Source organism: Enterobacter sp. WPR_3_1 (genome assembly GCF_003635055.1).
In the GTDB taxonomy this organism is placed as follows: Bacteria; Pseudomonadota; Gammaproteobacteria; order Enterobacterales; family Enterobacteriaceae; genus Enterobacter; species Enterobacter ludwigii.
In genome coordinates this window covers 249,937-272,368 of sequence record NZ_RBXU01000009.1, presented here as the reverse complement: position 1 = coordinate 272,368, position 22,432 = coordinate 249,937, and the positions used below count along the sequence as shown (strand labels likewise).

General features: G+C 54.3%; 20 protein-coding genes. 11 read left to right on the top strand and 9 right to left on the bottom strand.

Translation table 11 applies throughout. The annotated features are described in order from the left end of the window. The first annotated feature begins 153 nt into the window (after positions 1-153). Genes BJ887_RS09605 through manA form a run of 4 tightly spaced genes read left to right on the top strand, consistent with a single transcriptional unit; the run spans position 154 to position 6,331 of the window. Positions 154-1,491: a carbohydrate porin gene (locus tag BJ887_RS09605; RefSeq protein WP_063156823.1), complete on the top strand. Its 1,338-nt coding sequence runs from the start codon at positions 154-156 to the stop codon at positions 1,489-1,491. 11 nt (positions 1,492-1,502) lie between these two features. Beyond that, entirely contained in the window at positions 1,503-3,698 is a 2,196-nt protein-coding gene (locus BJ887_RS09600) for a CBM35 domain-containing protein (RefSeq protein ID WP_121339801.1), read from the top strand. 51 nt (positions 3,699-3,749) lie between these two features. Further along, positions 3,750-5,168 carry a glycoside hydrolase family 1 protein gene (locus BJ887_RS09595; RefSeq protein WP_032678911.1) on the top strand — a complete coding sequence of 473 codons (1,419 nt, stop codon included), beginning with the start codon at positions 3,750-3,752 and terminating at the stop codon, positions 5,166-5,168. Continuing rightward, on the top strand, positions 5,165-6,331 hold the full coding sequence (manA, locus tag BJ887_RS09590) for a mannose-6-phosphate isomerase, class I (RefSeq protein ID WP_121339800.1): 1,167 nt from the start codon (positions 5,165-5,167) through the stop codon (positions 6,329-6,331). Before BJ887_RS09595 ends, manA begins: the two co-directional genes overlap by 4 nt. A 77-nt stretch (positions 6,332-6,408) precedes the next feature. Here manA and BJ887_RS09585 read toward each other — a convergent pair whose 3' ends face one another. The 5 genes from BJ887_RS09585 to BJ887_RS09565 form a co-directional block, all read right to left on the bottom strand. Beyond that, positions 6,409-7,479 carry an ABC transporter ATP-binding protein gene (locus BJ887_RS09585; protein ID WP_020883751.1) on the bottom strand — a complete coding sequence of 357 codons (1,071 nt, stop codon included), beginning with the start codon at positions 7,477-7,479 and terminating at the stop codon, positions 6,409-6,411. After that, positions 7,472-9,241, bottom strand: a complete 1,770-nt coding sequence (locus BJ887_RS09580) for an iron ABC transporter permease (RefSeq protein WP_121339799.1) — start codon at positions 9,239-9,241, stop codon at positions 7,472-7,474. The genes BJ887_RS09585 and BJ887_RS09580 overlap by 8 nt, the downstream gene beginning before the upstream one ends. 78 nt (positions 9,242-9,319) lie before the next feature. Next, positions 9,320-10,408, bottom strand: a complete 1,089-nt coding sequence (locus BJ887_RS09575; protein ID WP_121339798.1) for an ABC transporter substrate-binding protein — start codon at positions 10,406-10,408, stop codon at positions 9,320-9,322. Positions 10,409-10,576: 168 nt separating this feature from the next. Continuing rightward, complete coding sequence (locus tag BJ887_RS09570; protein ID WP_014171487.1) at positions 10,577-11,278, bottom strand: response regulator; 702 nt, start codon at positions 11,276-11,278, stop codon at positions 10,577-10,579. Between the two features lie 3 nt (positions 11,279-11,281). Next, positions 11,282-12,919, bottom strand: coding sequence for a sensor histidine kinase (locus tag BJ887_RS09565; RefSeq protein ID WP_121339797.1), 1,638 nt, complete (start codon positions 12,917-12,919; stop codon positions 11,282-11,284). 178 nt (positions 12,920-13,097) lie between these two features. On the opposite strand from BJ887_RS09565, the gene yjdI reads away from it, so the two are divergent. Next, complete coding sequence (yjdI, locus tag BJ887_RS09560; protein WP_121339796.1) at positions 13,098-13,328, top strand: 4Fe-4S mono-cluster protein YjdI; 231 nt, start codon at positions 13,098-13,100, stop codon at positions 13,326-13,328. A gap of 10 nt (positions 13,329-13,338) precedes the next feature. Next, positions 13,339-13,611, top strand: a complete 273-nt coding sequence (locus BJ887_RS09555; RefSeq protein WP_014171484.1) for a GNAT family N-acetyltransferase — start codon at positions 13,339-13,341, stop codon at positions 13,609-13,611. Between the two features lie 28 nt (positions 13,612-13,639). On the opposite strand, the gene BJ887_RS09550 is transcribed toward BJ887_RS09555, so the two are convergent. Further along, positions 13,640-14,251 carry a LysE family translocator gene (locus BJ887_RS09550; protein WP_086532147.1) on the bottom strand — a complete coding sequence of 204 codons (612 nt, stop codon included), beginning with the start codon at positions 14,249-14,251 and terminating at the stop codon, positions 13,640-13,642. A 116-nt stretch (positions 14,252-14,367) separates the two neighbouring features. Here BJ887_RS09550 and BJ887_RS09545 point away from each other — a divergent pair, with 116 nt between their 5' ends. Beyond that, positions 14,368-14,841 (top strand): Lrp/AsnC family transcriptional regulator, encoded by a 474-nt coding sequence (locus BJ887_RS09545; protein WP_229216839.1) that lies wholly within the window; start codon positions 14,368-14,370, stop codon positions 14,839-14,841. A gap of 32 nt (positions 14,842-14,873) precedes the next feature. On the opposite strand, the gene BJ887_RS09540 is transcribed toward BJ887_RS09545, so the two are convergent. Together BJ887_RS09540 and BJ887_RS09535 are read right to left on the bottom strand one after the other, a co-directional pair. Continuing rightward, entirely contained in the window at positions 14,874-16,103 is a 1,230-nt protein-coding gene (locus BJ887_RS09540; protein ID WP_032678908.1) for an amino acid permease, read from the bottom strand. Positions 16,104-16,221: 118 nt separating this feature from the next. Beyond that, positions 16,222-16,683: a multidrug/biocide efflux PACE transporter gene (locus tag BJ887_RS09535; protein ID WP_014171480.1), complete on the bottom strand. Its 462-nt coding sequence runs from the start codon at positions 16,681-16,683 to the stop codon at positions 16,222-16,224. Positions 16,684-16,786: 103 nt separating this feature from the next. Here BJ887_RS09535 and BJ887_RS09530 point away from each other — a divergent pair, with 103 nt between their 5' ends. From BJ887_RS09530 to BJ887_RS09515, 3 genes are all read left to right on the top strand, one after another. Then, positions 16,787-17,653 carry a LysR family transcriptional regulator gene (locus tag BJ887_RS09530; RefSeq protein WP_032680351.1) on the top strand — a complete coding sequence of 289 codons (867 nt, stop codon included), beginning with the start codon at positions 16,787-16,789 and terminating at the stop codon, positions 17,651-17,653. Positions 17,654-17,746: 93 nt separating this feature from the next. Continuing rightward, a complete protein-coding gene (locus BJ887_RS09525) occupies positions 17,747-18,925 on the top strand; it encodes an acetyl-CoA C-acetyltransferase (RefSeq protein ID WP_020883759.1) in 1,179 nt (392 codons plus the stop codon). A 317-nt stretch (positions 18,926-19,242) separates the two neighbouring features. After that, positions 19,243-19,926 (top strand): porin, encoded by a 684-nt coding sequence (locus BJ887_RS09515; protein ID WP_014171477.1) that lies wholly within the window; start codon positions 19,243-19,245, stop codon positions 19,924-19,926. 150 nt (positions 19,927-20,076) lie between these two features. On the opposite strand, the gene BJ887_RS09510 is transcribed toward BJ887_RS09515, so the two are convergent. Continuing rightward, on the bottom strand, positions 20,077-21,252 hold the full coding sequence (locus BJ887_RS09510) for an oligogalacturonate lyase family protein (protein WP_059305874.1): 1,176 nt from the start codon (positions 21,250-21,252) through the stop codon (positions 20,077-20,079). Between the two features lie 298 nt (positions 21,253-21,550). On the opposite strand from BJ887_RS09510, the gene kduI reads away from it, so the two are divergent. After that, on the top strand, positions 21,551-22,387 hold the full coding sequence (gene kduI / locus BJ887_RS09505) for a 5-dehydro-4-deoxy-D-glucuronate isomerase (RefSeq protein WP_025203329.1): 837 nt from the start codon (positions 21,551-21,553) through the stop codon (positions 22,385-22,387). Positions 22,388-22,432 lie beyond the last annotated feature (45 nt).

Here is a 22,432-nt window from a genome sequence, read left to right as displayed (position 1 = left end):
TTCTTCACAAAAATTTTCTCTTTGATCTTAAATTTGTGATTCAATCCGGCAAACATGGAAAGCGCTTTCCGTTTGTGGATGTACATTTCCAGATTTGATCCTTACATTTCCCCTGCACGTTTAACCGTGAAAATAAAAATTCAAAGGGAACCTATGCAAACGTTAATGAAATCAATACCTCTGTCCTTGATTGCTCTTACTGTCATCAGCGGTTATGCCAGCGCCGATGAGAAATATGATTTCGCCCTCCACGGCTATTTACGCTCGGGTATTCTTGCCAATAGTGATGGCAACCGGGTCGATTCGGTGGGGCTGATGCCTGACGGGAAATGGCGTCTGGGTAACGAAGAAGATACCAAAATTGAGCTGATCCCGACGGTGACGCTGAAGTCGGATTCAGGTGCAGTCGCACGTATTCAGGCCAACCTGACGCACCAGACCAAATGTACCGCCGACTGGAACTGTACTGACGATGACGGCAAAGAGACCCAGTTCCGCGAAGGGTTTGCTGAATTAACGAATCTCGATTTTGCCCCGGACATAACCTTCTGGGCCGGTAAACGCTACAGCAGCTCCAACCTTTCCAGCCACCAGTTCGACTGGGAGTACATTCAGTACAACGGAACCGGGGGCGGGTTCGATAATCTGGATTTAGGCTTTGCGCGCTTTGATGCGGGTGTGTATGCCTTCTCGACCACCGACGAAGCCAAAGCTTATCCGGTAGATCTGGGGGATCAGGGCTATCCGGACGACTATTCGCTTAACCTGTGGTTTAAAAAGATCGGCGGCACCGGGCTCGACGTCGAACTTATCGGCCACCACATGAACCGCAATGAAAACCATCCTACCTCGGCTGAGAAGGGGTACGGCGTGACCGCGCTGTACAACTTTGACAGCTTCTACGGCCTGACCAACGGATACTCCCGCATCGCTTTCCAGTATGGCAAAGGCCTGGCCGCCGCGGATTCGCTGGGTAAAAACGGCTGGGGCTGGGCAAACCTTGAGGATACGCAATCCTGGCGCGTCGTGCTGGACAGCATGGCCAACCTGGGTGACGTGGAGGTATCGACCTTTGCGTTTTATCAGAAAGACAAAAACTACCGCTGGTGGACCAACGACGATGACGGCTGGGGACGCTCCATGTGGGTCGCGGGTATCCGTCCGTATCATCAGATAACCAAAAACTTCGCCATGCAATATGAGGTGGGCTACGAATATCTGGATGATAAAAACTACATGGGCGTAAACGGTAAAGGGAAAGGTGGCCTGACCAAGGTGACCATTGCGCCGACCCTGACCTTTGATTCAGGTTTCTGGAGCCGTCCGCAGCTGCGCTTCTTTGCCACCTACGCAAAATGGGATAAAGGCGTCTCGGATGCGATGGACAGAAATTACGACTGGAGCACTGGCACCCTGAGTCCGGGGGGATATTCACGTAGCGGCGATACCGATACGCTGAATTTTGGTGTGCAGGCTGAAGTCTGGTTCTGAGGAGAAAAGAGATGGCTTTCCCGATTCGAAAACTGCTTCTCGTCTCCTTACTCTCCGCGCTGGGAAGCGCGGGGGCTCTGGCGGCCGAGCAATCCCATTTTGAACACTTTATTACTCGCGATGGCGCAGCGTTAAAAGATGGCAATCGCGTCTTTCGCTTCGCCGGGATCCACGCCCCGGAGCTGCATCGTATAGAAGATGACGCGCGCGGAACCTGTAAGGCGGATCCGCGCGGCTGGGGGCAATACTTTAGATGGCCGACTGCTGAAGAGCAGGAGAACTGGATCAAAGCGCTGGTGCAAACCGGTGCTAAAGCACAGCGCGTATATGTGCTTTCCGTGCAGCAGGAAAATGATGCTGCCTGCGGACGTGAGACACATATTCTGGCACCGGCAACGCCGGACGGCATGCCGCGGCTGAATGAAACGGCCATGAAAGTGTATGACAACATGATTGCCGAGGCGGATAAGCAGGGGCTGCGCCTGATTCTGCCGTTTATTGACCACTGGTGGTGGTGGGGGGGACGGGAACAGCTGGCCGCGTTTTATCATGAAAAGCCGGAAGATTTTTATCGAACTGACAGTAAAACCTACCGTGCTTATCAGGATGTGATCCGTCAGGTGATTACCCGTACCAACACCATTACGGGACGCCATTACTACGATGAAAAGGCGATCATGGCCTGGGAAACGGGTAATGAGCTGGAAAACACCAATGCTGATTTCCTGCAGAAAACGTCGGCCTGGATCCGCAAGTGGGCGCCTCATCAGCTTGTCGTCGATGGTACCTATAAAAAGGTGAATGATTTCGCGCTCAACGATCCGAACGTCGACATCATCAGTAACCACTATTACACCAACGCCGAGAACAACCACCCCGAGCAGGTTCGTAAAGATCTGGAGGCGATTGGCGGCAAAAAGGTCTATCTGGTTGGCGAATTTGGTCTGCTCGATCAAAAAGACCTTAACACTATCATGCAGGCCATTGTGCATACCGAGGTCAATGGCGCGCAGGCGGCGGGGGGCTTTATCTGGGGCTTCCGTGGTCATCGCCATGATGGTGGTTTTTACTGGCACAAAGAGTTTACCGGGCACTACAGCTACCATCTGCCTGGCTTCCCGGTCGAGGGCAAAGCAAATCAGGAGATGGAGGTCGTCAATCTGGTGCGAACCGCCTCGGCGCAAATGGCGGGGCTGAGCCAGGCGCCGGCCCTGCCGGTCCCGGAAGCACCAAAGCTGCGCGAGAGCAACTCACCGTTTGCCATTAACTGGATGGGGTCCCCCGTCGGGCGTTATTACGATGTGGAGAGAGCGACTCAGCCACACGGCCCGTGGACCCGCGTTGGTCAGGATATCTCTGACGGCAAAAATGAGTGGGATCCGGCAAAAATGGATCTCTTCCGTGATGACTATCGCAGCCTGACGCTGGGCCAGACTTACTACTACCGGGTGATCGCAAAGAACGAAAGCGGTCAGTCTGCGCCTTCAAACGTGATTCGCCTTGAGCATACGCAGAAAAACCTGCCGCCGGTCATCACTCTGCAGGAGGCGCTCTCTACCACCGTGGATAAAGGCGTTCAGCTCACCGCGGCCTGGCAGGATGACAATCTGCCGGAGCCGAAGGTTAGCGTGGCATGGCATCACGAAGGCAAGGATAACGTCCACTTTTGTGACAGCACCAAAGCGGAAACCCGTGCCTGGTTCTCGGCTCCCGGTGACTATGCGTTGACCTTTACCGCTGACGATGGACTGCTGAAAAGCAGCAAGACGGTAAACGTTAGCGTGAAGGCCGCGGCGGGGCCCGTGCCGGCGGACTACTGTCATTTTGGCGGCGGAACGCTGGACGTCAGCAAGGGGAAACTGAACATCACCAAGAGTGATAAAGATACGTTAGCGATTGGTGAAGACGGTTTCCTTGGTCCTTTTGCCAATGACGGAGACAGCGTGACCTGGCAGGTTAACGCCCCCTGGGACGGTAAGTTTGCCCTGCATGTGAAATTTAACGGCAAATGGGGGAGTAAGAAAAACTCGTTCATTGTGAACGGCGGAACGCCGGTGAGCATTGAATTCCCGCAAACGGATGAGAAAGGCCAGACGATGGTCGTACCGGTCACGCTCAGGGCAGGGGACAACACCATTAGCTTTGGCAAGTTCTCTGGCGACTGGGGATATATGTTCATCAAATCAATTGAAGTCACTGCAGAGTAGTTATTTGGCTGCCCTGTTCGGGGCAGCCCTTTTTTTCATTCAGGAGGCGTTATGAACCGGTATCAATTCCCGGAAGGTTTTTTTTGGGGCGCAGCGGCATCAGGTCCGCAGACGGAAGGCATAGCCAATAAGCCGCACCGTTCTGTCTGGGACAGCTGGTTTGCCGAACAACCGGAGCGTTTTTTTCAGCAGATTGGTCCGCAGCACGTTTGTGAAACCTACAGTAAATATAAAGAAGACGTAGCCCTGATGAAGCAAACGGGGTTTAACTCGTTTCGAACCTCTATTCAGTGGTCGCGTCTGATCGATGATTTCAAAACCGGACAGCCAAACCGCGACGCCGTCCGCTTCTATAACGATTACTTCGATGAAATGATTGCCAACGGCATCGAGCCCATCATCAATCTTTACCATTTTGATATGCCCGAGGCGCTGCAAAAAGCATATGGCGGATTTGAGTCATCCTACGTAACCGAGCTTTTTGCCCGCTTCGCCCGCACCGCGTTCGAGCTGTTTGGCCATAAGGTGAAATACTGGATAACCTTTAATGAGCCGATCGTGCCGGTGGAAGGCGGTTATTTATATGACTTCCATTATCCGTGTAAAAAAGATGGCAAACTGGCGGCTCAGGTCGCCTTTAATATTATGCTGGCGCACGCCAGGGCGGTGAATGTCTACCGTGAAATGGGCTTGCCGGGTGAGATTGGTGTCGTGCTCAACCTCACGCCTTCTTATACCCGCAGCGACAGCGAGGCCGATAAAAAAGCAGCCTGGTATGCCGACCTGCTGTTTAACCGCAGCTTCCTCGACCCGCTGGTTAAACATGAATTCCCCAAAGAACTGTGCGAAATCTTAACCGCAAACGGCTGCTTACCAGAGGTTTCACGGCAGGATGTGGAGACGATCCTGCAGTCGAGAATTGATTTTCTGGGGGTGAATTATTATGTGCCGAGAAGGGTGAAAGCGCGGGAAAGCGTTTACGCGCTCGATTACTTCACGCCGGAAGTCTATTTCGAAAATTATATTGATCCTCAGGGACGGTTTAACCCTTATCGCGACAATAACGAGATCCACCCGGAAGCTATCTATGACATTGCCTGCAATATTCGCGATAACTACGGCAACATCAAATGGTATCTGGCGGAAATTGGCATCGCGATGGATCTGCAGTCCGAAGGGCCGGTGCAGGCCGATGGCGTAATAGATGACACCTTCCGTATCGCTTTAATGGAGGAGCATCTGGCTCAGCTGCATCGTGGTATCGCTGACGGCGCCAACTGTTTTGGTGTTCATCAGTGGACCTTCATTGATAACTGGTCCTGGATCAACAGCTTCAAGCGGCGATATGGCTTCTGGCGTCTGGATTTAGCCACCGGGGAGCGACAAATCAAACGTAACGCATTGTGGTTTGCGCAGCTGGCGGCTGAAAATGGCTTCACCCCTGGCGAATGTGAAAAGGATACGCAATGAGTCAGCCTTTTTACCGGATGCGTAACGGCATCAAAAATTACGCCTGGGGCAGTCGCGTAGCGCTTAATCATCTTTTTGGCCTGCTCAACCCTGACGATCAACCCCAGGCCGAGGTCTGGATGGGAAGCCACCCCGCAGGCTGCTCGGAGATTGAAACCGATACAGGGTTACGCTCTTTACAGGACCTTATTTCACAGAGGCCGGCAGAGATGTTGGGCGCGTGCGCGGGAGAAACTGCGGGGCAGTTGCCTTACCTGCTGAAGTTGCTGTCAGCGGAGTGCGCACTGTCGCTGCAGGTACATCCCAATAAGCGCCAGGCAGAAGACGGGTTCGCCCGTCAGGGCAACCTGCCCGGAGAGGATTACACCGATGCGAACCATAAGCCTGAGCTGGTTTTTGCCCTGACGCCTTTTATGGCCATGAACGGCTTCCGGCCGTATCAGGAGATTGCTAATCACTTTTTGCGCCTGGATGCCCCGGCCCTGACGTCCGCGCTGTCGCTGTTTCGCAACAACCTGCATGCTGAAGGGCTTAAGGCCTTTTTTACGCGTCTGATGGCGCTTGAGCCGGCGGAAAAAGAGGGCGTGCTGACGTGTCTGGAAGCGCGACTTGCATGCGGGGTGTTTGCTCCGGTAGCGCCCTTTATCGAACGGCTACTGCGAGATTACCCGGGGGACATCGGGGCTCTGGCCCCGCTGTATCTGCACTGCATTACGCTTGCGCCGGGTGAGGCGATGTTCCTGCGCGCCGGTACGCTACATGCCTATGTGAACGGTACGGCGGTAGAGGTCATGGCCAGTTCTGACAACGTGCTGCGTGCGGGCTTAACCCCCAAGAACATCAACGTGGCAGAGTTGGTGCGCTGTACGGTGTTTGACGAAACCCCAGCCGACCGCCTCAGGATGCATCCACAGCGGGAAGAGGGGATGCAGCAATACCCGATCCCGGTAACGGATTTTCGCTTTAGCGTCATTGAACATTGCGAGCAGCAAAGCATCCGGACAGACCGTGCGCAAATTCTGCTGGTGCTGAAGGGGAGTGCCACGCTCAGCCACGCCGAGGGTGCCACCATGACGCTGAACGCCGGTCAGTCTGCGTTCATCCCGGCGGTCACAACCTTATGGACGTTGACTCAGCGCGGGCAGTCTTGCCTGGTAAGCTGATGACGTAAGGCTTTCACTGCCGTGTGCAGGCAGTATGTCGGGCATAAAAAAGGCTGCTTATCGCAGCCTTTTTACATTTAGTTTTTCGGGAAGATCCACACGTGCTTTTCAGGCAGCGAAAGGTGGCAGTGCAGCGGGTCCCGGGCCTCGTGACCATAGGCGCGAATGACAAAATCATCCCCCGGCGTGCGGAACAGGTATTCCCAGCGGTCACCGAGATACATGCTGGTCAGTAACGGGAGCGCCAGCTGGTTTTCACCCGGCCCCTCGACCACCGCCACGCGCTCGACGCGGATCACCGCGGTGGCGTCTTCACCGCTTCGTACCCCTTCACCGGCCTGGCCCCACAGCACCCAGCCTTTGCCTTCGATACGCGCTTTGCCGTCGCGCACTTCCGTAACCTTGCCGTGCAGGCGATTATTGCTGCCCATAAACTCAGCGGTAAACAGCGTTTTCGGCGAGCCGTACATCTCCTGCGGTGTGCCCTGTTGCTCGATTTTACCGTTGTTAAGCAGCAGGATACGGTCGGAAATCGACATCGCCTCATTCTGGTCGTGCGTTACCATCAGCGCGGATAAGCCCAGCTTGATAATCAGTTCACGCAGGAATACGCGAGCCTCTTCGCGCAGCTTGGCGTCGAGGTTAGAGAGCGGTTCATCCAGTAAAATGACCGGCGGGTTGTAGACCAGCGCCCGGCCAATTGCCACGCGCTGCTGTTGTCCACCGGAGAGCTGGTGCGGGTGGCGTTTGCCCAGATGGCCCAGCCCGAGCTGGTCCAGCACGTCCTGTACGCGCTGCTGGATCTCTTTGGCCGGAACCTTGCGCAGCTTGAGCGGATAGGCCACGTTTTCAAAAACGGTTTTGTGCGGCCACAGCGCATATGACTGAAACACCAGGCCCAGGTTACGCTCTTCCGCCGGGATCTCACTGCGCGGCGTGCCGTCATAGACTTTGTTTTTGCCAATGATAATCGAGCCCTGAGTCGGTTTTTCCAGGCCCGCCACCGCACGCAGCAGGGTGGTTTTCCCGCTGCCGGAAGGCCCCAGCAGGGAGACCACTTCGCCGCGGTTGAGGTTCATGGAGACCCCTTTTAAAACAGGATTGTCGCCGTAGGTCAGGTGCAGATCGTTAACCGCTAATTCAATCATGTATTTTGACTCCGAAACGAAGGGCAATGCCCAGACCTACCACCACCAGCAGGATGTTAATAAAAGAGAGCGCCGCCACAATATCAATGGCTCCCGCAGCCCAGAGGGATACCAGCATCGAGCCGATGGTTTCCGTGCCGGGTGAAAGCAGGTACACACCCGTTGAATATTCGCGTTCAAAAATCAGGAACATCAGCAGCCACGAACCGATAAGGCCGTAGCGGGAGAGCGGGATCGTGACATGGCGGGTGATCTGGCCACGTGTAGCCCCCGTACTGCGGGCAGCCTCTTCAAGCTCCGGCGCGACCTGCAGCAGGGTGGACGAGATGAGTCTCAGCCCGTACGCCATCCAGACCACCGTATAGGCCAGCCAAACGCTGAAAATGGTGCTGCGCAGTGAACGTAGCCAGACAATCAGGTTTTCGCGCATCCAGTCGCTCCAGACGAACCCGGAAAGCCAGCCCGATTTCAGCGAGTTATCCAGCCACATTGGCAGGAACAGGAACACCCAGAGAAAGGCCAGACCCGCGAGCAGGCCAGGCACGGCGCGCGGCACCAGGACGCTGTAATCCAGGAAACGCGTGGTATTGTCCGGTTTGCGGTGCATGGCGATACCGACAAACAGGTAGCACGCCACGGCCAGCGCGCCGCCAATGACCCCAATGGACATGGAGTTGACGATGGCGCGCAGCAGGTTCGGCTGCGCCCATATCGTGCGAAAAGTACTGAGGGAAAGCTCGTCCCACAGCGAAACGCCCACGCCCCAGTTTGAGATAAACGCGCGCAATACCACGCCGAGCAGGGGAACGCCGATCGTGACGGTAAGCCAGAAGGCGACCACCGCGCCCGCCACCCAGCGCCATTTACCCAGAGGTAAGGCCCGGGCCTGAGACGCTTTGCCTTTCATGGTCACGAAACGGTTGGCGGTGCGCATCAGGCGACGCTGCAGCATGACCAGCGGAATGGTGATACAGATAAGCACCACCGCAACCGCCGCCATCAGGTGGTAGGAAGGGGTACCAAGCTTGTTGGTCAGCTGGTACAGGTAGGTTGCCAGCACCATGTTGCCTTCCGGATCGCCGAGGACCAGCATCAGACCAAACACTTCAAGACCGAGGAAGAACAGCAGAACGATGGCGTACAAAATGGACGGTCGCACCATCGGCAGGCTGACCGAGGTCATCACCTGTAACGGCGACGCACCCGCGGTACGTGCGGCCTCTTCCACATCGGAACCGACGCTTCGCAGCGCGGACGAAATATAGAGATAGGCATGCGGAACATGCGTCAGGCCAGCAATGACCACGATGCTCGACATGTCGTAGATATTCCACGGTACGAAACCAATCAGCGCCTGCGCCCAGAGGGATAAAAAGCCCACCGGACCGGCTGCCACCACGTAGCCGAATCCCAGCACCATTGGCGACACGAAAACCGGCACGAGGATCAGCGGTTCAATCAGGCGGCGGCCGGGCAGGTCGGTACGCACCATCAGAAAGGCCAGCACGCCCCCTAACGGAATGGCGATAATGACCAGCCCGAAAGCGAGAATAAAACCGCTTTTCAGCGCCTTATAGAAATCAGGATCGGTGAAGATAAAACCAAATGATTCAAGGCTCCACTCTTTTGCCGGTGAAAAGAACGGGGCGGACAAGAAGCTCTGTATCACGATAAACGACAGCGGCGTGTAGATAACCAGGGCGGTTATCAACACGACAATACCGCGCGGCAGGCTTTGCCACTTTCTGCGTAATGTATTCATGGGGTATCCCTGGTGTTGCAGCCCAGCAAAACGAACTCAGGTAACAGGAGCGCGACGGCCCGCGTCGCGCTCAGACGCTTATTTGGCGGCGGCGGTACGCCACTGTTTGATGTACTCCAGGCGTTTTTTCGGCTGCAGATACTCCAGCAGACTTTCATCAACCGGGATAGGTTTCAGCGCATTGCCGAGCACTTTCGTCAGGCCGTCGATATCATTTTTGCCGTCGATATCGTTACGAATGGACGGGATATCCGCCTGGCTTGCCAGAATACTTTGTCCTTTTTCAGACAGGACGTAGTCCAGCCACAGTTTCGCGGCATTGCTGTTTTGCGCCTGCTGGCTGATGAACGACACGCGTGATAACACCAGGGTGTAATCTTTTGGATAGGCGATCCCCAGCGACGGATCGTTCTTCGCACGCGCTTCCGCGTAGGATCCGAGGATATTAAAACCGATCAGGTTTTCCCCTGATGACACCCTCTCCATCATGGTGCCGGTTGAAGACTGAACGGCTAAACCCCCTTTGGCGATATCGGCCAGGGTTTTGAAGTAGTTAGGATCGGCCTTGTGATCCTGCACCGAGAGCATAAAGCCCAGACCCGATTTTTCGATGTCGTAGGTGGTGACTTTGCTCTTGAATTTATCCGTCAGGCTGGCAATAAGCTTAGCCAGCGCCGCATGGGAATCAGGCACGTCGCCCGCCGGGATCAGCCGTTTGTTGTAGATAAACACGACGGGCTCATAGGTGGTGCCGTAGGCTTTATCTTTCCAGACCGCCCATTTCGGCAGCTGGCTTTGCTCCGGTGATTTGTACTCCATGGCGTAGTCGGTAGCGAGCTTTAGCCCGGTGTCCATGGAGGAGCTCCAGACCACATCGCCGCTACCGCCACCCGAGGCCTGTTCGCTGATAAAACGGTTGTACAGCTCGGTGCTGTTCATGTCGTTATATTCAACTTTGATGCCCGGATAGGTTTTTTCGAAGCCCTCAATCAGCGGCCCGGCAGCTTTGGTGTCGGTGGTGGAGTAGATCACCACTTTGCCCTCTTTGGTCGCGGCATCGACCATTTTTTGATAGTCAGCAGGGTAGCCCTGCGGCAAAGCAGACAGTGCGGAAGCAGAACACAGTACGGTAGCGGTAATCAGAGAAATTCGGAAGATGTTCGACATTATAGTTAACCTTTTAGTTACATTTGAGGAACTAATTGTCAACATAGCGCATGACTCCGCGCCGACAATAGGGGGGCGCGGGTTGCGGTTCCGAAGTGTGATTGTCGGCGTCGTTTCAGCAATTAACACCATAAAATCCGCGACGCTTAGCAAACGAACGGTTGCGAATTACGTTTTCTCCGCCGCTTTGCGGTAAAGCCTTCTGGGATGACCGATATTGCCATACAGCATTTCAATGCTGATTAACCCACTTTCCACGCAGTATTCCAGATAACGGCGGCCCGTGGTTTTGCTGATCCCGACGTATTCCACCACCTCTTCCACCGACATTGTTTTTTCGGGGTGTTCCGCAAATAAACGCTTAATACGGTCCAGGGTGTGGGGCTCAATACCCTTTGTGGACGGGGTCTGCGAGGTGTCCGCGGCGGGGAGGTTAAACAGGCGATCCAGCGCATGCTGGTCGACAACCTTCACCTGCTGCACGGTGTGGATGAAACGCATAAAACGCTCCAGCGAGGCGTGCAGACGCTGGAAAAAAACGGGCTTAATCAGGTAGTCAAACGCGCCGCTGCGCATGGCATGGCTACAGGTCTGCATATCGCTGGCTGCGGTGATAAAGATCACCGAGCATTCATAGCTTTTCAGGAGCGGGTTATCGATTAACGCCACGCCTTTACCGTCCGGGAGATAATTGTCCAGCAGTATCAGCCTCGGCTGATGCTGGCGTATCAGGTTACACGCCTGCTCAATCGACGCGGCAATGCCCACCACGCGCAAATGGAAATTTTGCTCGATATACTCGCGATGCAGTTCCGCCAGGTGCGGCTCATCCTCAACAATCACAACATCAAGTGCTCGGGTCGTGGTCATGCGTTAGCCCTGTCGAACGGGGAGTGGATTGGGAATAAACACAGAGAATATCGTGCCTTGAGGAGCGTTATCCGTTATCTCAATGCTGCCGCCCGCCTTGTTGATATAGCCTGCCACCAGAAACAGGCCAATACCGTGCTCTGTGCCCACAATGTCGTTCTCGCTTTCCGGCTTACTGCTGAATCCCTGGCGAAAGAGATGCGGTTTCATCGCCTCATCCACCCCGCAACCCCGATCGGCCACCTCTATCAGCAACTCCTGGTTGCGATCGGAAATGTAAAGCTCTACAGCTGCGGGAACCGGGGCTTTCAGGGTGGCGTCAACGGCGTTATCCAGCAGGTTGCCAATCACCGATACCAGCTCCGTTTCCGTGATGCTGGCAGGCATGCGGGTGAGCTGGCAGGCGGGATCAAATTGCAGTTCAACGCCCTTTTCCCGGGCGCTGACATATTTCCCTAGCAGCAATCCGCACAGGGCCGGCGAGACAAAATGGGCTGAGACGAAGTCCAGCACGCGCTGCGCCCCTTCTGACTGTGCCTGGATGTAACGGATCGCCTCGTCATAGTGTTTCATCTGCAGCAACCCCACCAGCGTGGCGGTCCAGTTCAGCTGTTCATGACGCATAATGCGCAGGTTATCCGCATAGCGTTTAATCTGGCTTAGCTGGCTGCTGAGAGTGTTGATATCATTCTTGTCGCGGAAGCTATAAACCCAACCGCTTTCAACACCAGGTTCAACCTCAATCGCCACGCGGTTCACAATCACCTCGCGCTGGTTAAGCACCGCAATCTGGTCGTGACTTCCGCGGCTAACCGAGGCGTAGCGCTGAGATAAAAAACCGGGGGACGTTTGCAGAACGTCTTCCAGCGGTTTGCCGATAAGCTCTTTCTCACTTTGATGAATATCCAGCATCTCTCTGGCGGCACGGTTAATTAAAATCAGCTGCTTTTCTTCATTGACGGCAAATACCCCTTCATACATTGCTTCCAGCAGCGCGCGTTGCTGTAAGACCAGTTGCGCAATATCTTTTGGCTCAAGGCGGAACATCTGCTTTTTAAGGTTGCGGGTAAACAACCAGGAAAAAATAAACAGTAACAGCAACAGACCCATGCCGTATAACCCGAACTGCCAGAGAATACGCGCATTGATATTCGCAATGTACGACGTCAAATAACCGACCGAGACAATCCCAATCACCTGATGCTGCGCATTAAAGATGGGCGCTTTGCTGCGCAGTGAAACCCCAATCCCACCCTTACGCACCGAAATAATCGTTTTGCCTTGCAATACTTCCGCATTATCCCCGCCGATCATCGGTAAATTGATGCGTTCCGGTGATTCTGAATGATAAAGATGCTGTTCCCGGGTATCGCCAATGACAATATAACTGGCATCACTTTCGGCCCGTATAGGCTGAATTAAACGGGCGATGGCGGGGATATTTCTGGCCGCGACGTTTTCCGCCAGACCCGGCATTAACGCGATTTCGCTCGCCTGAACCCGGGCGCGCTGGCCGAGATCGTGATGCAATTGCCGGTCAATAAAATGAAACAGGATGGTTCCCAGCAGAACTAACAGCAGGCAGGAGAAGCACACCAGCGCTAAAAAAAGTTTTACCTGAAAAGAGAGTCTGCGTTTCATACGACCTGACGCGGGGAGTCTGATTAGAGCGGTCTGCGCAGACTGACATGAGGAAATGGGGGATGCAATCTGGCGAAAACAGAGTTGTGACCTGGCTTTTCGTTTTGGGGGTTATAGCTATCAGGATCGCGTAAGGCTATGCTTCATTCAGCACCCGAATAATTACAGAGGCAATGTCGTGGATAAAGCGCTACTGGATGCAGGCTACCGGGCCTATACCGGAGAGAAAATTGACGTTTACTTCAACACCGCGATCTGCCAACACTCAGGAAATTGCGTGCGCGGGAGCGCTAAGCTCTTCAACCTGAAACGTAAACCGTGGATTATACCGGATGAAGTGGACGTCGAAACGGTTGTACATGTGATTGATACCTGCCCGAGCGGTGCGCTGAAGTATCGCCAAAAATAAGCGAGGAACCATGGATATTCTGGAAGGCCATAACAAGTTTTACGTCAACGATGCTGACGGTAACCAGGTTGCAGAGATTGTCTTCGTACCGACCGGTGAACATCTGAGCATTATCGAGCACACCGATGTGGATCCGAGCCTGAAAGGGCAAGGTGTGGGTAAACAGCTGGTGGCAAAAGTGGTCGCGAAGATGCGCGGTGAAAACCGAAAAATTATCCCGCTATGCCCGTTTGCCAAACATGAGTTTGATAATACGCGGGAATATGACGATATTCGGGCGTAGAAACACACCGGCAATGGCCGGTGTTTTTTCATCTGATCTGTTCAAACAGCAGCACCGCCGCAATCACTACCATCATTCCCCCTGATGCTCTGCTCACCAGACGCGCGGCCTGCGGGCGGGTGGCCAGGATGGCTTTTGAACCGTATCCCACCAGCAGATAGACCAGCGTACAGGTGATGAGGTGTAGCAAGCCCAGCGCGGACATCTGCATCGCAACCGACCAGCTTCCCGTCGGGTCAGTAAATTGTGGAAGCAGGGCAAGGAACAGCAAAAAAACTTTCGGGTTAAGGCCGCTGATACATAATCCCTTCACCGCCCACTGTTTCCAGTTTGCCGCCGAGGTTGTGGCGCTTTCCGGTGCGCCAGGAGCGCGTAACAGTGAGATACCAAGCCACAGCAAGTAAAGTGCTCCCGCTATCGTCAGCCCGGATAATGCCAGCGGATGTTGCGCCATCATGACGCCCACGCCCGCGACCACAATCAGTGTCGCCAGCAGATGCCCGGACATGAGGCCCATCACTGCGGGTACCACGCGCCGCCCGTGGATGCCGGCGCTAATGGCGTAAGCCCAGTCGGCGCCCGGCGTCATGATGAGCAGGAAAGACACCACCCAAAACCCAGCCACAATACTCATTTCCATCGTCTGTAAAACTCCAGAATTTCACCCGTCAACAGGGAGAAAGCATATCGGTATCCGGACGAAATGAGTTTTCAATGTTATGCTCAAAAGATGGTGAAATTGACAAAATCTTCCACATGGACAGCATTGATCGAAAAATTCTTGCGCAGTTGCAGGCTGATGGCCGTTTATCTCTTACGGAGCTGGCTGAACGGGTGAACCTGAGCCTCTCGCCGTGTCACCGGCGCGTGCGGGCACTGGAGCAGAGCGGGGCCATTACGGGATACCGGGCCAGTCTCGATCCCGCCAAAATGGGGTTTAACTTTCTGGCGATCGTGTTTGCAACGCTGAAAGAGGGCGACAGAAAAGCGGTGAGCGCCTTTGAGGAGGCGGTGGAAGAGATCCCGCAAATTGTGCTGGCGCAGCGTTTATTTGGCGATCCTGATTATCTGATGCACGTCGTGACCCGCGACCTGCCGGCTTTTCAGAAACTCTATGATGATAAGCTCTCTGCGATGCCCGGCGTTCAGCATCTTCGCTCAACGCTGGTCATGAAAACGGTCGTGCAGGACAGGCCGTTTCCGCTCGACATCTCAGGGCGTGACGAATAACGCGCCCGGCAGAACGCCGGGCGCAGGGGCGTTTAGCCTACAAACATCACTGACACGCACAGTACGCCAACGATCAGCGTCAGCAGGTTGCCGACAGATCGGTACGGTTTCAGGGACGGGATCAGGTACGTCGACAGCGTCGGCATGATAAACAGGATCATGGCGATAAGCGGACCGCTGATGGCATAAATCATCGAAATGGCATTCGGGTTAATGCAGCACACCGCAAAGGTGATTAACGACACCCCCATGATGGAGATCGCGCGGTTAAAGGCGCGGCTCTTTTTCACGCCCACCTGGTTCAGCGATGACTTCACAATCTCCGTCGCCCCTTCGATCACCCCAAAATAGGTGCCGAGGAACGATTTCGACATGGCGATAATCGCCACAATAATCCCGGAAATCCCCAGCCATGCCGGAGAAGAGGGCATCATCGACAGCGCCGACAGAATGGTTACCCCTTCCTGTTTTGCCGAAACGATATAGGACGGTGGAATAGAGAGCAGGCAGCTGAACACGAAGAACAGCACGCTCAGGCAGATAATCAGGTACGCCACCTTCATGATTTTCTTGCACTTGTCCATGGCGGCGTCGCCAAACTTCTCACGGCGGTCAACGGCAAACGTCGAGATAATCGGCGTATGGCTGAAAGCGAATACCATCACCGGGATCGAAATCCAGACCTGATGCAGCGTATGGCGGTCAAATGCCATCTGGCTTGTGAGCAGCGCGGGTTGCCAGCTTCCGGTCAGATAGAGCGAGACAAACAGAAAGTAGGCGATCAGCGGAAACACCAGGAAGCCCATCACTTTTATGGTGATATGCCGTCCCATCAGGAAGATCAGATTTAACACCAGCACCACGCCAAAACTGACCAGCACGCGAACGGCGGTATCCACCGTCATGTGTTTTGCCAGCTGCTCAGTTAACGAGTTGGTGATGGCCACTGCATAAATCTGCACCACCACGAAGAAGGCGATGAAATAGAGCGTGGTGATCAGGTTGCCTATCTTCCTGCCGTAATAATGGGAGACGGCGCCGGTGATCCCTTCATTGCCTTTTGTTTTCGACGACAGGATGAATTGTGCCAGCGCGCGGTGCGGCCAGTAGGTTAATGGGTAGGCCACAAGGGCAGTGATAAACAGGACGATAGCGCCTGCGGAGCCCAGCTGAATGGGCAAGAACAGCGTTCCTGCGCCCACGGCCGTGCCATAGAGAGCGAAACTCCAGAGAGTCTCATCTTTTGACCAAATTTTCGACATTAGAGCAACGTATCAACTATCAAACCAACAGAATGGAGCGCAATTTACCATAATTATGGGTTGAGAGCGCAGTTGCTTCGAAGGAGTTTGGCCGGAGCGGGCGTCCGGCCAGAGGGAATTAGCCTGCGAGGGCGCGTCGCTGCTGGCGACGTTTAAGGAATTTCTCGCGCAGCGTATCGTAAGCCCAGTTATAGAACATGGTGTACGGCAGGAAGAACAGGAAGAAACCAATTTCCAGTGTGAATGCCTGCAGCAGCGTGACGCCCAGCACCGCGGCGACTATCGACACGCCGATCACAATAAACCCGCACTCGAATCCCAGCGCATGCAGTGCGCGGATTTTTGCCGTGCGTGTGATGCGGTGAACCGGCCAGAAACGGTCGAAGCCGACGTTATAGATAATGTTCCAGAGCATGGCGGTGGTTGCCAGAATAATGGTCAATCCACCCATCTCCACCACGGAACGTTGCATAAGCCACGCCGCCGTCGGGGCGAGGATCGCCGTGGCAATCCCTTCGAAACAGACGGCATGAAAGATCCGCTCCGGCAGTTTACGTTGGAGTGCATCCTGATGTTGCATAGTTTTAGACCTCGTGAATACGCATTTTGGCGTTGATGCGGCCTATTGTTATCGCTAAAGGTGATATATTAAAGATGGTATCCATCGATAAAGTAGATAGTGCATGCGTTATTCACCTGAAGCCCTTACCGCATTCGTTGAGACCGTCGCGGCTGGCTCTTTTTCTGCCGCCGCGCGTCGGTTACGTAAAAGCCAGTCGACCGTGAGCACATCCATCGCCAATCTTGAAGCCGATCTGGGCTTTGATCTGTTTGACCGTTCGGCCCGTCAGCCGGTGTTAACCGCCCAGGGCGAACAGGTGCTGGGTTATGTGCAGGCGATCCTCGCGGCCAGCACGCGGCTTGACGAACTGGCGGTGTCGTTAACGGCACAAACGGAGGCGCGCCTGACGTTTGTTCTTTCCGATACCCTCAACCCGGACGTGCTGGAAGACCTGATGAACCAGTTCGACCAGCGCTTTCCCCATACCGAATTTGAGTGCCTGATTGGCGAGGAAGAGGACGTTATCGATCTGCTGCAGAAGTCGCGTGCGCAGGTTGGTCTCACGGAAGCGCGTGACAGTTATCCGACCGATATTGGTTTTACCCGGTTGCCGATACAGACCCGGATGGCAATCTATGTCGCGACCAACCATCCTCTGGCCGGGCAGCAAGAAATCCAGGCCGAAGAGCTGCACGGCTGGCGGGAATTGCGGCTCAGCACCTATCTGGAGCGGGAGGCAACGCTCGCACGCGGACCCGTCTGGTCGGCACCCAACTACCTGTTACTGCTGAGTATGGCCGTGCAGGGATTTGGCTGGTGCGTGCTGCCGTGCGCGCTGGTGGATGAATTTGCCGCCGCGAAATCGCTGGTGCAGCTGAATGTCCCCGGCTGGCCACGGGCGATCGGTATCGATCTGCTCTGGAATAAACGATCCCCTCCCGGCGTTGCCGGAAGCTGGCTGCGGCAGTATCTGCAGGATGCGCGCTAATCCTTGTGATTAAACTCACTATTTTTAAACAATTAAGATAATTGCCAATAACAATCCACTACTATCGTCATGTCATTTAACACAGAGGTTGTGATGAAAGATGTCGTTATAGTGGGTGCGTTGCGTACGGCTATCGGCTGTTTTCAGGGGGCGCTTGCACGCCACTCGGCTGTTGATTTGGGCAGCGTAGTGGTAAAAGCGCTGGTGGAACGCAGCGGGATTGCAGCACATGAAATTGATGAGGTGATCCTGGGACAGGTGCTGACCGCCGGTGCCGGGCAAAACCCTGCCCGTCAGGCGGCGCTCAAGGGCGGCCTGCCCAATACCGTCTCCGCTATCACCATCAACGACGTCTGTGGCTCAGGGTTAAAAGCGCTGCATCTGGCGACGCAGGCCATTCAGTGTGGTGAAGCGGATGTCGTGATTGCCGGCGGACAAGAAAATATGAGCCGGGCACCACACGTGCTGACCGACAGCCGTACCGGCGCGCAGCTGGGCAACAGCCAGTTGCTCGACAGTCTGGTGCATGACGGTCTGTGGGATGCGTTCAATGACTATCATATGGGCGTGACGGCGGAAAATCTGGCACGTGAGTATGGTATCAGCCGTGAGTTGCAGGACGCTTACGCGTTAAGCTCGCAGCAAAAAGCGCGCGCGGCGATTGATGCCGGGCGCTTTCGGGATGAAATCGTCCCGGTCAGCACGCAGCGTCAGAACGGTGAGGTTGCCGTGGTGGATACCGATGAGCAGCCGCGCACCGACGCCAGCGCTGAAGGGCTGGCGAGGCTCAATCCTGCGTTTGAAACTCAGGGCTCAGTGACGGCGGGAAACGCCTCCTCCATTAATGATGGCGCTGCGGCCGTGATGATGATGAGTGAAAGCAAAGCCCTCGAGCTGGATCTGCCCGTCCTGGCCCGCATTAAGGCATTTGCCAGCGTGGGTGTTGATCCTGCGTTAATGGGTATCGCCCCGGTTTATGCTACCCGTCGCTGCCTGGAACGCGCAGGGTGGCAACTCTCTGATGTGGATCTGATTGAAGTCAACGAGGCCTTTGCCGCACAGGCAATCTCGGTTGGCAAAATGCTGGAATGGGATCCCCTGCGGGTAAACGTGAACGGTGGGGCAATCGCACTGGGTCATCCTATCGGCGCGTCCGGTTGTCGAATTCTGGTATCGCTGGTGCATGAGATGAAAAAGCGCAATGCCCGCAAAGGCATTGCGACGCTCTGTATCGGTGGTGGACAAGGTGTCGCCCTCGCCATTGAACGCTAAAATCCCGCCCGCATAAAAGAGCCTCCCTTCAGGAGGTTTTTTTTTACATAACGTATGACGAATTAACCGTTATTAGCACATTCTCACTCTGTTATTGAATAATTACGGCCTTAATTATTATCGTTGTTAATGTCTTAGTGTGATCCCCCTCCGATAATTTCACGCTAATACACCCTATTTGTTGATGGGTGTCACGTCCATCTTTGCCAAAAAAAATGAAACAAATAATTACGATCTTTGTCACTAAAATAATGTTCTTTAAAAAATAAACTGCAGTTTCATAAATAAGAGACATTATTTCAGTTGAGGGTTTTTTCATGTTTAAGAAATCTCTGGTCCTTACTTCCCTTATCGGTACGTCCTTCATGGCTCAGGCCGTTACCGTCGATCTGCGCCATGAATATATCGACAGTGGTGCCAATGCTGACCGTGTCTCGGTCTCACATCGCTTTGCTAACGGGGTCGGTTTTTCTGTAGAAGCTAAATGGAAATCCGGCGGTGATAAAGCCGACCAGCCGTTTGCGGATGTGGTGGGTAACGGGCATGAAGATCAAATTAGCTGGCGCTGGAAAGCGACTGAGAATATTGCACTGACGCCGGCGTTTACCCTTGAAAGTAACGACAGCCGCACAATATATAAACCGAATCTGCATCTGCAATATAGTTTCGACAATGGCTTTTATGTTGCCGCGCGTTATCGCTATGAATATACCCGCTACCCGTCAAGCTCGAATAAAGATGACGACAAAGTTAACCGTGGTGATGCCTGGGTTGGCTGGGTAATGGGTGACTGGCGTACCGAACTCAATTATGTTTATGCGAAGAGTTCTGAAGGTATGGTTCGTAATAATAACAAAGATTATTCCAACGAATATAACGCCAAGCTGGCGTATAAATGGGATAAAAACTGGGCACCGTATGTTGAAGTGGGTAACATCGGCGTGAAAGACACCGATGAACGCCAGACCCGCCTTCGTTTAGGCGTGGCCTATTCTTTCTGATATCACGTTATTCCGCTGAACATTGCCGGGTAGCGCCAGTGCCTACCCGGCTTACCCATGTCTGATAAGCGCCGCCCAATGGGCAAAAGCCCACAAAAAAAAGCCCTCCGAAACGGAGGGCAAGGCCAGTTACAGAAACACAAACTCAAATCATGCGTGCAACATTTCAGGTTGCTCAGGAAGTTTCGCGATATAGAGGGCGGGTTGACCGTCTTTATCGGAACTGAACAGCACCGCTTTCTCATCCGGAGTAAAGGAGGGATGCGGGTGGGTGACCTGGCGGCTATTTGCCACCGTTGCCCAGGAGGTGTCGTGACGGGCAATGCGGAAGTAGCTTTTTTTCGCCACGTCAAAGGCGTACAGATAAGGATCGTTATCGATGGTGTAACCGTGCGTATCCTTCACATCAACCGGCGTGCCTGAACCATCGCCCACCAGCAGGGAGCCGTCAACGTTGCTCATCAGATGGGAACAGGCGGGCATTTGCATGACTGCCTCATTGACGCCCGTATCCGGATTGAAGCTGCAGATGGTGCGGCCCTTTTGGCCCTTCAGATAAGAGACATACACAAGGGCAGAACCGTTCGGCACCCAGAATTCATGGGTACAGCTTTCGCCTTCCGCATGCGTTTTCACTTTGCGCACGTGCGTACCATCTTCGTTGACCAGCCACATGCGGGCGTCGACCAGGTCGTGCGGCCCTTCATGGCAAAACGCCACCGTGTTGTCATCAAACGGACGATAGATAGGGTGGCCAAGCCAGTTTTTCTCTTCGTGGATTGTGGTGCTTAAACCGGTTTTCAGATCCACCCGTAGCAGTCGACAGTGCGGCCCCTTATGGAAGAAGTCGTGGAAAATTTTCCAGTCGTTGAGCGGCGTCCAGTCACGTCGGGCGATTTCTATCCCAACCAGTTTGGTGCAGTCGCTGTTGGCGACCCAGGTACCGTAACCGACCCAGTCATCGGGGACACGGTACACCTCGCGTTCTACCAGGGTATGGAGATCCACCTCCAGCAGCGTGCGGTCGTTCTTCACATAGTAGAAGGATTTATCATCCGGAGAGAGGAACCCGCCAAAGGTATTATCCCCCGCGCCTTCCGTCAGCTGTACCGCTTCGGCCTTCTGCAGATCCAGCAGGTAGTAGTTCCAGTGACCGTCAAACGCCCCTGCGAACAGCAGGTGGCTGCCATCATTAAAGAAGCACTTCTGATAGAAGTAGTTGCGGTGACAGGTCACGTCGGGTGGGGTCAGGCGGGTGACTTCCACGCCTGTATCCGGATCGTGGCTGACCGCGTAGTTCAGCTTGACCCGCATACCTTTAGCCATAATGCACTCCTTTGAACGATAAAAGTAGATTAAAAAGTGAGTATTAAATTATCAAAACAATGTTTCATTATGTGTGACTGATGGCGCACTTTGTCTGTTTCATTGGCGAGATTAAAGTCTGGCTCTCTTTATCGTGATCCGAACGCCATTTCTGGTATAAACAAACAGAAAAAATGAAACGTTGTTTTAAATGTAATTGAAAACCCCCTTCTCTGGGGCTAGACTGTGCTTATCATGAAAACGGAACGTCGTTTCGTTAATTTTCTGCCTGCGGGCACGATCATTTCTGGAGGTTACGGTGGACGTCAGACAAAGCATCCACAGTGCGCACGCCAAAACGCTGGATACTCAGGGGCTGCGCAATGAGTTTTTAGTCGAGCAGGTGTTCGAGGCCGATAAGTACACCATGGTCTACAGCCATATCGACCGTATTATCGTTGGCGGGATTATGCCGGTGACGCAGACCGTCTCCGTGGGCGGAGAAGTGGGTAAACAGCTTGGTGTGAGCTATTTCCTTGAGCGTCGCGAGCTGGGCGTGATTAACATCGGTGGCCCCGGTACCATCACCGTAGACGGACAGTGCTATGAGATAGGTCATCGCGACGCGTTGTATGTCGGTAAAGGGGCGAAAGAGGTCGTGTTCGCCAGCATCGACAGCGGTAAACCGGCGAAGTTTTACTACAACTGTGCGCCCGCACATACCCCGTATCCCACCAAAAAAGTGACCCCGGCGGATGTCGCCCCGGTGACGTTGGGTGACAACCTCACCAGCAACCGTCGCACCATCAATAAATACTTTGTTCCGGATGTGCTGGAAACCTGCCAGCTCAGCATGGGGCTGACCGAGCTTGCTCCGGGCAACCTGTGGAACACCATGCCGTGCCATACCCACGAGCGCCGTATGGAAGTGTATTTCTACTTCAACATGGACGAGGACGCCTGCGTGTTCCACATGATGGGGCAACCGCAGGAAACGCGCCATATCGTGATGCATAACGAGCAGGCGGTGATTTCGCCGAGCTGGTCTATTCATTCGGGCGTAGGCACGAAAGCGTACACCTTCATCTGGGGTATGGTCGGTGAAAACCAGGTCTTTGATGACATGGACCACGTCGCGGTTAACGATCTGCGCTAGCCGCAGGCAGTTAAGCATAAACCTGCCTGTTGGTGACAGGCGCTG